Annotated in this window: 9 protein-coding genes; all 9 read right to left on the reverse strand. The window is 33.7% G+C overall.

Features of this window, described 5'->3' with window-relative positions:
• Positions 1-760: sulfatase-like hydrolase/transferase (locus Q4548_RS07670; protein ID WP_303453325.1), on the reverse strand; the 760-nt coding region annotated here is incomplete at its 3' end.
• Between the two features lie 17 nt (positions 761-777).
• Positions 778-1,899: an alpha-L-fucosidase gene (locus tag Q4548_RS07675; RefSeq protein ID WP_303453328.1), complete on the reverse strand. Its 1,122-nt coding sequence runs from the start codon at positions 1,897-1,899 to the stop codon at positions 778-780.
• Positions 1,900-1,916: 17 nt separating this feature from the next.
• Positions 1,917-4,601, reverse strand: coding sequence for a glycoside hydrolase family 95 protein (locus Q4548_RS07680; protein WP_303453331.1), 2,685 nt, complete (start codon positions 4,599-4,601; stop codon positions 1,917-1,919).
• Positions 4,602-4,797: 196 nt separating this feature from the next.
• On the reverse strand, positions 4,798-5,841 hold the full coding sequence (locus tag Q4548_RS07685; RefSeq protein WP_303453334.1) for a glycoside hydrolase family protein: 1,044 nt from the start codon (positions 5,839-5,841) through the stop codon (positions 4,798-4,800).
• Positions 5,842-6,254: 413 nt separating this feature from the next.
• The gene (locus Q4548_RS07690; RefSeq protein WP_303453336.1) at positions 6,255-8,360 is read right to left on the reverse strand and encodes a T9SS type A sorting domain-containing protein; all 2,106 of its coding nucleotides are present in this window, start codon (positions 8,358-8,360) and stop codon (positions 6,255-6,257) included.
• A 190-nt stretch (positions 8,361-8,550) separates the two neighbouring features.
• A complete protein-coding gene (locus Q4548_RS07695) occupies positions 8,551-10,227 on the reverse strand; it encodes a RagB/SusD family nutrient uptake outer membrane protein (RefSeq protein WP_303453338.1) in 1,677 nt (558 codons plus the stop codon).
• 11 nt (positions 10,228-10,238) lie between these two features.
• Positions 10,239-13,451: a TonB-dependent receptor gene (locus tag Q4548_RS07700; protein ID WP_303453339.1), complete on the reverse strand. Its 3,213-nt coding sequence runs from the start codon at positions 13,449-13,451 to the stop codon at positions 10,239-10,241.
• A gap of 40 nt (positions 13,452-13,491) precedes the next feature.
• Entirely contained in the window at positions 13,492-14,988 is a 1,497-nt protein-coding gene (locus Q4548_RS07705) for a sulfatase (RefSeq protein ID WP_303453340.1), read from the reverse strand.
• A gap of 4 nt (positions 14,989-14,992) precedes the next feature.
• Complete coding sequence (locus Q4548_RS07710; protein ID WP_303453341.1) at positions 14,993-15,868, reverse strand: SGNH/GDSL hydrolase family protein; 876 nt, start codon at positions 15,866-15,868, stop codon at positions 14,993-14,995.
• Positions 15,869-15,874: the final 6 nt, after the last annotated feature.

Here is a 15,874-nt window from a genome sequence, read left to right on the forward strand (position 1 = left end):
CATCTTTTGCCTTTTCTTTGATATAAGAAACTGTTTTATCTACAAAAACTGGCAATACTTCTTCATGAACAAAATCACCAGAAACAGGTCCTTTTATCCAATAAGCATATTTATTTTCTGATCTTTTTTGCACAGATATTCCTGTTGGTTCTTTTACCACTTTGTCATTCTCTAAATAGACAAAAGGAGGCATGTTTAATGAAGCAGGAATCATGAATGAATAGTCAAAACCTAGGTCTAGAGCTCCTTTTTTTAATGGCTTGGAATAATCCATTTGGTGGGCTTTGAATCTATCTTTAATACCTGAAAAATAATCAAACTCTTCATTTCCATTTTTCATAGACCAATTCAAGCCCAAATGCCATTTTCCAATATTGGCTGTGTTATAACCATTTTGTTGTAGTATGTCTGCAACAGTTGCTCTGTCATCTTTAATCAACATTGGTGAATTTCCCCATGTTACAAACTGCTTTAAAGGTGTTCTCCAATTGTATCTACCTGTTAAAATTCCATATCTGGTAGGTGTACAAACAGATGAAGAGGTATGAGCATCTGTAAACCGCATTCCATCAGCGGCCAATTGGTCTAAATGAGGAGTCTGAATTTTACTGTTTTCATTGTAAACACTCAAATCGCCTATTCCTAAATCATCTGCTAATATGTATATAATATTAGGACTTTTATGAGTAGTTGTTTGACTTTCTGCATTTAATGAAAACGTTAAAAACAACGATACCCCTAAAATTAATTTAATATTCATGTTGTATTTTTTAGTATTTACTGTTTTAAACGTTTCCCTACTTTTTTTAAGGTTTCAACATCATCAGGAAAAACGGTACCATCCGGTAATGGACCTATATTCAGTAACAAGTTTGCTTGCATTTCTTTTGTATGTGCTAACATTTCCATTACTTCATCTGCTGTTTTGTGCCCTACATCGTTGTCTCTATCATATCCCCAGGCATAAGGTTGCATAGTATTGCATATTTCCAATGGCACATTTGATGTTCCTTTAAAATGACGTTCTGGAGCTTTAAAATCTTCCGTTCCAAGCACTCCTTGCTTGTATGAAACTAGTACTTGAGGTTGTAGTGAATGAATATGATCGTATAATTCCTGTATTTTTAATTCGTCTACTTTTTCTGGAGTAGATCTAGGTACAGCAATACCATCCAACCAAATTCCTGCTATAGGTCCATACTTGGTTAGCAATTCTGTCATCTGATTTTTCATAAAGTCTACATACAACTGTAAATCATGTTCCTCACCATATTTGTACAACTCTTCTCTTGGATTGTATTCTGGCTTTGGATTTCCTCCCCATTCTTCTCTATTAGGAGCATGAGGGTGTTTCCAATCACGACCGTGTGAATAATAAAAAAATAAGCCCAATCCTTTTTTATGACATTGTTCCGCTAATTCAGCTACCAAATCACGTTTTGCAGCACTGTTGGTACTTTTAAAATCTGAATACTCAGTATCAAACAAACAAAAGCCATCATGATGTCTCGTTGTAATGTTGATGTACTTCATTCCCACATCAACCGCTAAATCCGTAATAAAATCCGCATCAAAATTTTCAGCAGTAAATTTATCCGCTAATTTTGCGTATTCATCAGGTCTGATTTTTGCACGCAATTGTACCCATTCTGCTGGTTTTGAATGTATGTCTCCCCAATATCCTTCTGTTAAACTAAACAAACCGTAATGGATAAACATCCCAAATTTAGCCTCTTTAAACCATTTCAAAGCAGCTTCTCTAGGGTTTTGATTATAAATTTCTTCGTATCCTTTTAAATAGGAAGGCACCTTATTTTGATGTTTTGCACAACTGATAAGGCTCATCAAAATGATACTTACACAAATAAACGCACAGCTAATGTTTCTATGTATTCTCATGTTCAATTATTTATTTTTTAAGGCAATAACCATATTCCTACAGCTCCTTTTTCACTCTCACGTCCGTTATTATTTACTGCAGTAACTTTAAACATCATCTGATTGATTTTTTCTAGGTTTGAATTTTCACAAACAAAGTCTGTGCCCACAACTTTAGAGGCTATCAACTCATAATCAGATGTATTACCTACCGCTCTATAAACATTGTATGATGCTGCATCTGTAATACCATTCCACGAAAGTAAAATTTGGGTTGCTTTCGTATTATTTTTTATTTTTAAATCTGTTGGAGCCTTTACTGGAATAACCTTTGGTATATTGGTTATCACATAACTATCTCCTTTTATTGTCTTAACATTGATACAATCGCTATCAACAACATCAAACACTACTGTTTTACCCAATTTGGTCTTAATGATAGCCTTAGAAACATTAGGATATTTCAACTCTAATACCCCGCCTGATTTTGATAAAATTTCTAAAACATCAGCATGATTATTAGACCACTGTGCTGAAACCTCAAAATTTCCACGAGCTAGCAAACCTTGATAACTCCCCTCAGACCATGTTGTTGGCAAAGCAGTTAATGGAGCAATGGTATAGTCTTGACTCTGTAAAAGCATTTCAGCTACTCCAGCAGTAGCACCGTAATTCGCATCCGCTTGAAACAAGGGATCTCCACGATGATCATTAAACAAGTTATGCATGTAGTTTTCACCCAATAATTCTTTGTAATAAGAATAAGCTTCTTCCCCATCGTGTACGCGTGCCCACATGGCTATTCTTTCAGCTCGTGCCCACCCAACGTTGGTTTTATGAGAACGTTTTATCAAGCTAAATTTGGCAGCATCTAGCCAAGCAGGTGTTTTATCATTGATCAATTGCCCAGGATATAAACCTAACAACATTGACGAGTGTCGATGGTTTGGATCACCGATATCATTAAAGTAATTTTCTTGACGAAACTCTTTAATTTGTCCTGATTTTCCAATCTGAATAGGATCTAAGAGAGGTAACTGTTTTTTATAAGTAGCTAATCTAGCATCAGAACGATTCAATATTTCTGCTGCTTTTAAGGTATTATGATGATTTTCATAGAACATTTGTTGATCAAAGGTAGTACCAATAGTATTACGAAGCTTTTGTTCTGGACTTGAAGACGGATTGGACAATAAAACACCATCAACATTTTTCACAAAACGAGACACAAAGTTAGCTTGGTTGTAAAGTACTGGATATACCTTATCTGCTAACAACGAATCGTTACGCGTGTAATCATAATAATCCCAAAACAATAAGGAAATCCAAGAACCTGTACCAAAACCAGCAACAGGTGATTTTCCAGGAACACTGTAGGGATTGCTCCAAAATGGTCCAGACCAGCCATTGTCTCCATTCACATCTAACTGTTCACTGTTATATTGCTTAACGTACTGAGTTGCATACAAACGCTGACGAGGTTCAAAAGCTTTGAAATAATCTACATAAGACTCAAACAATTCTGACAAATTGGTAGAAAAAACAGGTGCATAAGCCATCTGTAAATTTGTATCATGCAAGTATTGAGACGACCATGGCGGTCTTTCGTAAACATTCCAAATACCTTGTAAATGTGGAGGAAGTGTACCTTTTCTAGAAGAACATATCAACATATAACGTCCATACTGAAATGCAAGCTCCTCAAGGTATCGACTTGAATCACCTGTAGGATAAGCATCAACCAATTCGTTCGTAGGAATCATTGGTTCTACAGCTCCAAGATTAAGATTTACTCTATCATAAAGTTCCTTATAATCAGCTTGATGACTTGCTAACAACTCCTCATAAGACTTCGTAGAAGCCTCTATCATATACTTCGTTACCTTATCGTGTGGATTCGGGAAACCTTCTAATTTTTTAGCTGGATTATTTGTTAAAAATACTTGAGGGTCTAGTTGATAATTGGTTCCAACCGCTATCAGAACTACGGCACTATTAGCATCAGAAACCTTGATCGTTCCACTTTTTGTTGCTTTCATTGTTCCTCCTTGCGGAATGACTTTGAACTGCCCCTCAAACTTTATCTTATAATAATTCATTACTCCAGAAAGCGTAATAATATCTGATTTAGCCGAAACAGATCCCGATTTTCCCTCCCCTAAAAAAGGAATTGTAGGACGAAGTGTAAATGATAATTTTCCTTTTTTGGAAGCGTTTAAACGGATTACCATTACCTTATCAGGATAACTGGTAAAATATTCTCTTGAGTATTTTACACCGTCTTGCTCGTATTCTACAGACGAAATTCCTTTGTTTAAGTTTAACTCTTGATGGTAACCACTGACATTGTTGTGATTAAAATCAATATAGACCTCCGAAAAATTGTTTAAACCTCTACGTCTAAGTCCACGATCTCCATCGCTTTCATACAAACTATTTTCAGTAATTTGAATTCTTTCTGTTGCCGTGCCTCCAAAAACATTCACTCCCATATACCCATTTCCCATGGGTATTGAACGATTTACCCAGCCCTTATCATTATCAGGAGTAGGCTCGTTGTACCACAATCTTAGTGTTTTATTCTGGCTTTTTAGATTGGTATTGATTGTACCTTCTGTCTCATAATTTTTCTTATTGTATTGCTGAGCATGAGCAAGTATAGTAGTACTAAAACCAACTACTATTAACAATTTAATCATTAGAATATTAGTTTTTATTTTCATTGATTCATTTTTTATCATAGACTTATGGGAATATTGTTTCCTATATTTCTTTTTACTTATGTTTCTTAACTTCTTTAAGATTATTGTAATATCATTCTTTAAATTGTACAACCTCATTGATTGTTAATCCATATTCTTTTTCATGCTATTTATTTTTACAATTTTCAACAATCACTCCAACTAATTTGTAAGTCTATCAATCCCAACCTTCTATTTTTAAAAAATAACCCGCTGTTGGATCTTCGTCATGACATGCAAGAAATAAATACTCCGGCTTTCCGTCTTTCCATAAAATATTAGGTCGTTCGCTTCTTGCTAGTTCATGATTGAAATAGTGACTATTTGTATTGTAACCTATTTGAGGTCTATCCCAATGTATTCCGTCTTTTGATTGGTAAATCAATCCTGGCCGTTTTCCTCCATGCTCTTTTTTACCTAGAGATTTTGGATGTCCTTCCAAAGCACTTTTTACATCCATACGATCTTCAACAATCAAATAGTACATTCCTTTGTAATAAAAAGCATAAGGATCTTCTATATCAATTCCCATATCTGCATAAGAAATTAATGGATTTTCTTGATAGTTTTTATAAGGCCCTTCTAAATTATCACTTACTGCCATTGAAATTTCTCTATAATGATTAGGCTTGTACTTATCTGTAATTGATTTGTAATAAATTCTATACTTCCCGTCTTCATCTATCAAAAAAGTTGGGTTTGAAGCATGAATAATAGCTGCTCCGTCCATAGTACCAGAAGCTTTTAAAATTGGATTGTGTGGACTCTCTACCCAAGGTTCATTTAATGATTTGGTGGTTGCAATTCCTATCTGCTGTGCTATTCGTGGAGTTGTTCTGTCCTTTATCAAGTAGACCATAACATAGCGATCTCCAACCTTTGACACTTGTGGGTTGTGGTACGTAGCTGATGGACTTGAAAAGGTAGTATCAACAAATTGATAAGGTCCTTTAGGTGTGTCTGCCACAAAATGAACAATTTTACTGTCTTTTATCCAACTACCGCTATTGGGGATGGTAGACATAAAAACATGCAATTTATTATCTTCATCATAAATGGGAGACATCCCCCAATTCCACCAACCTTCTTCTGCAGGAAGAATAAACTCTCCAGGAACTAATGATTTAACAAATGAAGATTCTTTAATTGTTAAATCTTTCTTGCACGAAAACAGCATGAATAAAGCAAAAGGAAAGATGGCTATTTTTAAATGTAATTTCATATAAAACTTTTTTCTAATAAATGAATTTTAAATATTGCAACACGTAACTTTTTAACAAATAATTTTACAATACAACATCATTATTACTATATAATTTAAGTATTGTAAAATTGTTAATTACAAAAATGAAAATATCATAAGGAATCTACATTCCTCTTATCATTCTTTATGTTGCTGAATTCACTCAATTCGAAAACTTGAACAACAAGAAAAAAAGACACAAAAACACAAACAACTAATAATCAAATACCTACAAAATCACTTCACAACTTAATTCTAATTGCATGAGTAACTATTTTTAAAATAATTCTCAATCATCCATTTTTTATTAGAGAGAATCTGTTTAGATGATTCTCTAATTTTTAGTATAATTAGAAACAAAATCTGAATTGTTTCATTAATTGGATTCACATCTATTTTTTGACTACAACTTTTTGAGCACTTGTTGTGGTTCCTGTTGTTATTATTAAAATATATATTCCTGAAGAAATGTTGTTTACATTTAGCATTACTTCTTGTCCAAAGCCATAGTCTTTTTGAAGTAAAAGTCTACCCGTATTTGTATACAATTTTAACGTAACTTCTTTACTTGTATCATCCGGAAATAGAACATTCAACTCTCCATTGGTAACTGGGTTTGGAAAAAGAGTTATTGTTTTATCTGATAGTTGATCTAACGATTCATTGCTTAAGCCCCCGTCCAAAGTTGAAACTATATTAAGTCCCACTTTCCGAAAAGCTCCAGTATCATCTGTTACTTTAAGAGCAATATTTTGAATTTCAAAATCGGTGGAAGTTGTACCAGAAATAAGACCGTTACTAGCAAGCGAAATACCATTAGGCAATACAGAACTAGAAATCAATTCCCAAGTATAAGATCCTGTACCTCCATTTGCTATTAACTGATAATTAAATTCTTGATTAACTACCACCTTAGGAAGCTTTTTTGTTTCTATGGAAAGATTGCTATCTGGAATAGCACTAAAAGTTTCTGACATGTAAGCTAATTCTTTAACCAAATCATGCCCCATTTCAATAGCTGTTTCAAGCTCTGTTTGTGTCCAACTTCCTTTTCTTGTATTTAAATTATTTGGTATGGATAATTTAGTTCCCATAGAAGAAGCAATGATCATAGCCGCATTCATATACAAAAGAGGATCTGAAATATGCAAAGCATCATCAGAAGCAATAAATCTTGGTAGGTATTCGTTTAAACGCCCCATACCTATGGTAAGAGGAATGGTTTTCCAACCCCTAAAATGATAATTATACCATAAAGCCGCACATCCTTCTTCATTTAAAGCATTTGTTGTAGAAGTAACACCACCAACACTTTCAAATCCTTTGATCCAATCAAAAACTAGAGGTACAACATTGGGTTGATTTGAATTGATAACATCTTGTGCATTTGCACCAGGGTCGCTTCCTCCAACATAAAGAAACAATCCTAAATTAGCCTGATTCTTAAAAGTATTTTGTCTAAGCTCAGTATCATCAACGGTCCAATCTCTTGTAGAAAAATTTTGATTCCCTAGTTTTTTTGCTGAAGTGGTAAATGAGTGATTGATCAAAGTATCTAATCTTTCACTAGTAATAGTTTGCGTACTACTTCCTTTATAAAAATAAGTTACATTGTTATTAAATGGTGCATTCGTAACGTTTATATCTCTATAAACCACAGCTCCATCATTCTGATAACTAGCATTGTAATGTTCTATATTTTTATGTGTATCTACAGCATTTGTAGCATAAGTTGCAAGTTCTGTAATTGTTGCCTTAGATAATGAATATTGACTTGATGAGTTTATATCTGTGTATTCATAAGTAGGTATATAATTAGCATTTTCTGCATTGAAACCTGTAATTTTCTTATAAATAGCACTTGCGCTTATCATAGCTTGTTCTGCTCTATCTACCCCAACTCTTCGTCCTTGTAAATTAGCTTCATCTATTGCATAACCTGCAGGAATCAATTCTATTCCATTTCCATTTGCAGCACGGTACAAAGACGCTCCTAATTGATCTACTTCAGCAACATAACTTGAATAATACATCATTAGCATTGGAGTTCCTCCAGTCTCTAAAATAGGTTTGGCAAACTGTTTACATCCTTCATAAACAACTTCTGGGTATGCATAAGCCTGTTCTGAATCAAATAAAATCACATACTTATAATCTCCATTAGTTATGATTGATTTGATGTCCTTAAACCGAGGATCGTAATAAATATCTGCAATAGAATTTGCATTACCAACACTATTATAATCTACTTCTACATCAGTATAATCATTCGTTAAAGATAAAAGTCCTTGTAAATATTCCGCTATGTATTCTACTGTAGGATCTGATACACTCATCTGACTCAACTGGTCGTACCACGTTTCATTTCCTATAGAAGGGAAGACTCCATTTTGTGAATCACGTTGCGCAGCGTGTATCAACAAAATATTTTTACTTTCTGTTTGTGAAAAAAGGGAAGCAGAAATACACATTAAAATTATAAACGAAAGTGATTTCATAACTAAAACTATATATAATGTTTGTACTTAATTTTTGAATATTTTGTTTTAGAAAGTCCGATTACAACATCCTAAAAACAGAAAAGTATATTTCTATAAAAACATACAAGACTATAAAATATAGCCTTGATGTTTTACTCTAATACTGTTTTATTTTTAAAATTGACTCATGACTTAACACTATAAATGCTTAATTATAACCGTCATTTTGATACCAATCATTTAAACTATTTAAGTTCATTTCTGATTGAGGAATAGGCAACAACCATTCATGATCTGGCCAATGTGTTCCATAGTTTGTGTTTAAAATAATATCTGTAGCAGAACCTTGCTCTGTACTCCATACAGTTATCAAATCTGCCTCCATTTCGTCGAAACTATCAGTTCTAATCAAGTCAAAACGTCTTTTTACTTCTGCATGCAATTCTAAACGACGTTCTTTTAATATTGCTGTTCTGAACTCATCTTGAGACAAACCAGATAAACTTGGCAACCCTGCTCTGTTTCTAATTTCATTTATTGCTGCATATGCTTCAGTCGTTGGTCCATTCACCTCATTTTCTGCCTCTGCAAAAATCAACAATGCATCTGCGTATCTGTATAAAATAAAGTTATTATTAGTACGCTGAAAAGCAACATCACCAGTTCCATCATCTGTAAAAAAGTCCATATCCATGTATTTTCTAAATTGTGGTTGTGATAAAAAAGTTCTCCCATCAGAAGTTGTATATCTTGTAAGAATTCCCCAATCTCTTCTTTCATCTCCTTCTTCATCAAATGCAGAATATAAATCTGGTGAAACTAAAAGTGTTCCTCCGTTGGTTGTTCCTCCAGTCCATCCCATTTCCACAATTGTAAGATCAATACCTTCATCTGCTAAAGGTGTGTTATTATTCCCTGCTCCCCAATAAAACCTTCCATTTACTCTATTTACACATTCACGAGAAAGATAAGAACCTAAACCACCAAAATTTGTAGAAGCTATTTCAAACATAGATTCTACTGAAAATGGCATGCTTTCAATCCATGGCACACCACAAGCTGGAGTAGTATGCTCACCATTAACGTAAGGCTCTGTAATTAATGAATTGGGAGAGTTTTCTATAACATCTTTTGCTACTGCACTTGCTAATGCCCAATTAGCAGCATCACCTTGAACCTTTTCTCCTTGTGATGTTCTTCTCCATCCTGCACGAGTTAAATACACATCTGCTAAAATTACTTTTGCAGACCATTTTGTAAGACGTCCTTCATGCAAAGTATCCCATCCGTTTTCTTCTGCAAACAATAAATCTGGAATAATTATTTGATCATAAACTTCATCTACGCTTGAACGCGGTAAATTATAATCTGACGCATCTGTTATAGAATTTATAACCAAAGGCATATCTCCCCAAGTTCTAACCAATTGAAAGTAACAAAAAGCTCTTAAAGCATGCGCTTCTGCAAGTATTGCATTTTTATCCGCTTCGTCCATTTCAACTTGAGGCACGTATTTTAAAACGTCGTTAGCCCTAGACACTCCTGTAAATAAACCTTGGTATTGATTGTTTGTTTCCAACCAATCATCAGTAGCAACCATATTGTGAGTTGCCCAATTTTCAAATTGTCTTCTATTGATAAGGTCATCTGTTCCTAAATCAATAACAGGCCAATAACGACCATAAATTGATGTTGCAGTTCCATTATGTAAAGCTTGATAAATGGCATCTGTAGCGGTACGAGCATCTGATTCTGTTTTATAAAAACTAGATAATGGAATGTCTGTTTTTGATTCTTCAATTAAAAAATCTTCACAGGAAACCGACAGAATTGCTATTAATAACAATCCTATTATTGTTGATTTTTTTATGATTTGTTTTTTCATCTTCTTCTTTTTTATAAATTCAAATTAACTCCGAACCTAATGGTTCTTATAGGAGGATATCCTCCATTATCATGTCCTAATGCCAAATTGTTATTACCAAATCCACTTACATCAGGACTGAACCCTGTGTATTTTGTAAATGTGTAAATATTATTAGCCGAACCATAAACTCTAAGAGAACTTAATCCTATTTTTTCTACTAGTTTTTTAGGAAAATTATATCCTATTGTAATATTTTGAAGTCTTACAAATGATGCGTCTTCAACATAACGGTCGCTAAATATAAATGCAGCTCCACCTTGACTTTTTACTTTTGGTAAAGAAGTACTTTGATTTTCTGGTGTCCATGCATCTTTTACTAATGACAATTGTTGTCCGTCACTAAAAGTTAAAAGGTTAAAATTTAACAGATTGGCAACTTCCTTACCTACTTGACCATCAAAAAAGAAACTAAAATCAACATTCCCAATTTTAAAAGAATTATTGATACCAAATGTAACGTCTGGCTGAGCGTTTCCTATTGCCTGTCTATCTTCATTATCAATAATACCATCTCCGTTTACATCTTCAAACAATTGTTCACCAGGCCTGTGCGTAAGGTCTTCTTGAGGAATTGAATTGTCTTCACGAGGAATGTATGTAAAAGTTTCTAATCTATCTGAATTGTATAAATTCACCTGATCTTCATAAGTAAGTCCTTGAAATTCCACAAAATCATCAAACTGACTTATACCAGCTGTTTTCCATCCATAAAATGTTCCTATTGCCTCTCCATTAATCAAACGCTGAGTACCTCCATCTACACGTCCATTAACCTCTGAACCTGCATTTATATAATCTGTAATCAACCCATCCATTGTTGCTTTTCCTACAGAAAAATTCCCTTTAAAATTCCAAGTCATCTTCTGGTTTCTAATAATATCAACTCCCAAACCTAATTCAAAACCTTGTACATCAACAACTCCATAATTTTGTGCGTATGTTGTTTGCCCAGACTGAGAAGGAACTTCATTGTTTTTAAACAAAAGATCTTTTGTTTTCTTTGTATAATAATCGGCTGTTAAAGTAACTCTGTTTCTAAAAAAAGCCAAATCTATACCTGCATCGAACTGATCTGTGGTTTCCCATCTTAAATTTGGGTTTGGCAATTGATTTGAGTAATAAATAGTTGTAATATCTTCACCTCCAGCTCCATCTCCACTAACATACTGATCTGGAGTCAATAAACTTAAAGAATTGTATTGATTGATGGCTTGATTACCTGTTCTACCATAACTCAATCTTATTTTTGCCTCTGAAATAGCATCTATATCTTTGATAAATTGTTCTTGTGAAAGTTTATAGGCAATTGCTCCTGCAGGGAAAAAACCATATTTATTATTTTCGGCAAACTTTGACGAACCATCGTAACGTCCCGTAAGTGTAAACAACCATTTTTTATTGTATGTATAGTTAATTCTACCAAAGAATGACAACAATCTAGAATCTGTATACGACACAATGTCTTGTTCATTAGTACCCGCAGTTCCTAAACCATACCACCCCAATAAATCATTAGCAAAACCGTAATTTGAAGTTCTAATACCTTCACTTTCTCTCCATTCAGCAGACTGACCTAATATTACATTTAGATTGTTACCTCCTATTTTTTTATTGTATGTTAACTGGTTGGTTATAGAACTACTTAAGTTCTGTGCATCACTAGTTTTAGCCCACCCCTTTTTATTGTTTGTAGGATCATCTATAATATTTTCTAAATCATTTTGATAAAAGCGTTGTTTTGACATTCTATTTTGATACGTTAATGTTGTTTTAAAAGACAACGATTTACTCAATTGAAAATCAGCAAACACATTTCCTAAAAATTGATATTGTCTTGTGTTCCAGTCGTTATTTTGCAAGAAAGACAATGGTGTAACTTGCAAGTTTTCATCATCAATTGTATCATCATCATCTTCGTCGTCAAAAACATAAAGTCCGTCTTCATAATACAATTCTGTAGGATTAGAACGAAGTGCTCTCTTTATAATACTTGATGTACCACTTGTTGTAAAGTTATTGGTAGTAGTTGCCTGTGTATCAGTATCTACATAAGAATATGTTATTCTAGTTCCTATTTTTACTTTTTTATTCACATTGGTTGTTAAGTTTAACCTAGATTGAATACGTTTAAAATTAGTCTCTTTTATCAAACCCGTATTGTTTAATACATTGGTTGAAAATAAGTAACGTGTCTCTTTATTTCCTCCGCTAAAACTTATATTTGTATTAGACGTTGTTGCTGGTCTTAATAGAATACTCAACCAGTCTTGAGATGGAACTTCTCCTGCCTGAGCTAATGACAACAACCCTTCATCAATAGGTGACTGACCTCCATTGATACGTGCTTCATTTAAGTTTATCCAATACTCGTTAGCATCAAAAACCTTTACAGCAGTATTAACGATAGACCCCGTAGAATATTCATGAGTTACATTAATTACTCCTTTACCAATTTCTCCTAATTTTGTCGTAATTAAGACAACACCGTTAGATGCTCTAGAACCATAAATTGCTGTTGCTGATGCATCTTTTAAAATTTCAATAGACTCAATATCCGACGGATTGATTAAGGACAACGGACTTAAATCAGAACCACCTGTTGAGTTACCATTTAAATCGCTTTCAACGTCATTCTCCATCGGAATCCCATCAATAACATACAAAGGTTGACTGCTTGATATTGTACTAATCCCTCTAATAGTAATGTTAGCTCCTGCACCAGGTGTACCTGAATTTGAGTTTACCACCACACCAGATGCTTTTCCTGCTAAAGCCTGATCTAAAGACACACTACCTGTTTTTGTAATTTCCTCCGCTTTTACAGAAGATACAGAACCTGTTAAGTCACTTTTTTTAACCGTTCCATACCCAACAACAATAACCTCATCTAGTGCTTCTGCATATTTTTTCAATGTCACATCTATTCTGTCAGCATCTCCTACAGTTACTTTTTTACTTTCTGCTCCTAAATAAGAAAAAGTAATTACATCTCCTTTTTTTGCTCTAATGGAATAAACTCCATCAAAGTCAGTCATAGCTCCTCTAGAGCTCTTTTTTATAAACAAGGAAGCACCTATCATAGGCTCCCCTGTATCATCTGTTACAACCCCTGTAATATCTTTTTCCTGAGAAAAAACAGACATAGATATCATAAGGATAAATACTGTTAAAATTTTCTTCATAATTTGGTTATTAGTTTTATAGTTAGTTTTTGGTATGCTCTTATTTTACATCTCTTTTAAATAATGATCCATATTGTTCATAGCCATTGTAATTTACACTCTCTTTTTTCCAATGTTCTAATTGTTGATCATACAATACTCTCATTTTATTTAATTGATCTTTATGCTCTGGTTTACTTGCGATATTGACCATTTCATAAGGATCATTTACAACATCAAATAATTCTTCTGTTGGATATAAGTTTTGTTTTTCGTCTTTATAATACCAGTACACATATTTATATTGGTCATTTAATACAGTCAAACAATGTGTTGCTTTAGGTCCCCACACCTGCACAATAGGCAACGTTTTTCTTACTTGAGTTTTTGTATTTTTTACTACAGGAAGTAAACTTGTACCATCATAAATTGTAGGAATCTTAACTCCTGCATAATCTAAAATAGTTGCTGTAATATCTACATTACCTGTAAGAGAAGTTGTTCTTCCTATTTTCTTTTTTTGTTGCTCACGAGGGTCTACAATAATTAATGGAGTTCTAGCTCCTTCTTCATATGGAAGTACTTTAGAACCTAAACCATGAGATCCATTAAAGTAACCATTGTCCGAAGAAAAAATAATGATGGTATTTTCATCAATATTTAATTTTTTCAACTCTTCTAAAACCATTCCTATAGAATAATCTACTCCATAAATCAATTGATGATATTTACGCAAGGCAGCCTGGTAAGTTTCTTCTTTATCATAACCCCACTCTACAAACCTTGGATACTGTCTCCCCATTCTAGATTGTTTTGCCAAATGTTTACCAGCTTCACGTCCGTAATTTGGTAATTTATCAAAGACTGTGTTTTTATACACATTGTCAAACATAGGATCTGGTTCTGAAGGTTTGTGAGGTGCTTTGAAAAATACACTCATACAAAAAGGTTCATCTTCTTTTACGGATTCTCTTATGAAATCAATACTTGCTGCTCCGTATGCACGAGTACTATGTGGGTATTCTTTAGCATACTTAGCTAACGATTTATTTTCTATAGTTTTGTAAGATGTTTGATGAGGTCCTCCTGCCCAAAAATCAAAATCTTTTTTGGCTACTTCACCCTCTTTTTTCCAACCTCCATTAGTGTCAGATACTGAAAAACCGAATTTACCTGCAAAACCTACTCTGTATCCTGCTTTTCTTAACAATACAGGATACGATGTAGACCATTGTTTTGTTCCTAAAGAACCATGATCAAAATTACATCCTGTTTTGTATTCGTATTGCCCCGTCATCACATTCGCTCTACTTGCCATGCAAATAGCAGTGGTATTGTAATGTCTTGAAAAAACAACTCCTTTACTAGCCAACACATCTAAGTTTGGCGTTTTTACTTTTGAATTTCCAAAATCTTTTTGCGTGTCATAAGATTGATCATCTGTAAAAAAGAAAATAATATTTGGTTTTTTCTCTTTTTGATCTTGTGATTGGCACGATTGCAAACCGAAAACCAACACCAGTAACGATACACTTGTTATGTTTTTAAAACTCCACATATACTTATTTTCTTTTATTTTTTATTTTAGATTCGTACTCTTTAAATTGAGCTTGAATAGTAGCTGCTGAGGGGCATTCTACTGGTGTTACACCAATAGCATTTGCTATTTTTTCAGCCACTTGAATTCCTTGTAATCTAGAACCTTCTGCATTATAATGAACATCTCCTTTTTTTACTCCATGTGCCTTTAAAACAGGTATTGAAAACGTACCTAAATCATTTACCACAACTTCTGGATACTGTTTCATAACCTTTAAAGCGACCTCGTTATATTTAATTGAATCTCCTGAAAATCTACCATCTGCTCCTTCTGGAACTGGAGTTGTTGTGGCAAAAATTAATTTCGCTTTTGGGTATGTGGTATTAAGGTAGTTAATAATCTTATGCAAATTCTCTTCATAGACTTCTAAAGTTGATACTTGCGTTCCTTTTTCCTTATCTAATTTATTACCCGCCAAATATTTTAAATCGTGTAATCCAACATTAAAATGAATCACGTCCCATTCAAAATCCCAACCTCCTTTTAAAAAAGGCTCAAACATTTTTTTTCTCAATGCTTCCATTCGAGGAATAAAATAATCGCTAGATTGTCCATTGGTATGCAAACGATAAACGCATGCTTTATTTTTTAGCGATACTCTAACATATTCTGTATACCCTATAGAAACAGAATCACCATAAATAAATACTTTCGGTAAATTAGCAATAGGTTCTATATATCTAAATTGATAGCGTATTCTTGTAAACTTACCCAAACTAGCCCAAGCTTCCTTACATATCTCTCCACCACTTTGCAATATTGCACCAAGTGTTTTTACAGGTATTAAGGATACCAAACCTAGTGCCCCTAATAATTTAAAAGATTCTCTTCTATTCATTTTTTA

Origin of the sequence: Wenyingzhuangia sp. 2_MG-2023 (genome assembly GCF_030548295.1) — a bacterium.
GTDB lineage: Bacteria > Bacteroidota > Bacteroidia > Flavobacteriales > Flavobacteriaceae > Wenyingzhuangia.

Excerpts from the sequence above, each read along its gene's own strand:
- Q4548_RS07675 (WP_303453328.1), bottom strand. The coding sequence starts at position 1,899 with ATGAGAATACATAGAAACATTAGCTGTGCGTTTATTTGTGTAAGTATC.
- Q4548_RS07680 (WP_303453331.1), bottom strand. The coding sequence starts at position 4,601 with ATGAAAATAAAAACTAATATTCTAATGATTAAATTGTTAATAGTAGTT.
- Q4548_RS07685 (WP_303453334.1), bottom strand. The coding sequence starts at position 5,841 with ATGAAATTACATTTAAAAATAGCCATCTTTCCTTTTGCTTTATTCATG.
- Q4548_RS07690 (WP_303453336.1), bottom strand. The coding sequence starts at position 8,360 with ATGAAATCACTTTCGTTTATAATTTTAATGTGTATTTCTGCTTCCCTT.
- Q4548_RS07695 (WP_303453338.1), bottom strand. The coding sequence starts at position 10,227 with ATGAAAAAACAAATCATAAAAAAATCAACAATAATAGGATTGTTATTA.
- Q4548_RS07700 (WP_303453339.1), bottom strand. The coding sequence starts at position 13,451 with ATGAAGAAAATTTTAACAGTATTTATCCTTATGATATCTATGTCTGTT.
- Q4548_RS07705 (WP_303453340.1), bottom strand. The coding sequence starts at position 14,988 with ATGTGGAGTTTTAAAAACATAACAAGTGTATCGTTACTGGTGTTGGTT.
- Q4548_RS07710 (WP_303453341.1), bottom strand. The coding sequence starts at position 15,868 with ATGAATAGAAGAGAATCTTTTAAATTATTAGGGGCACTAGGTTTGGTA.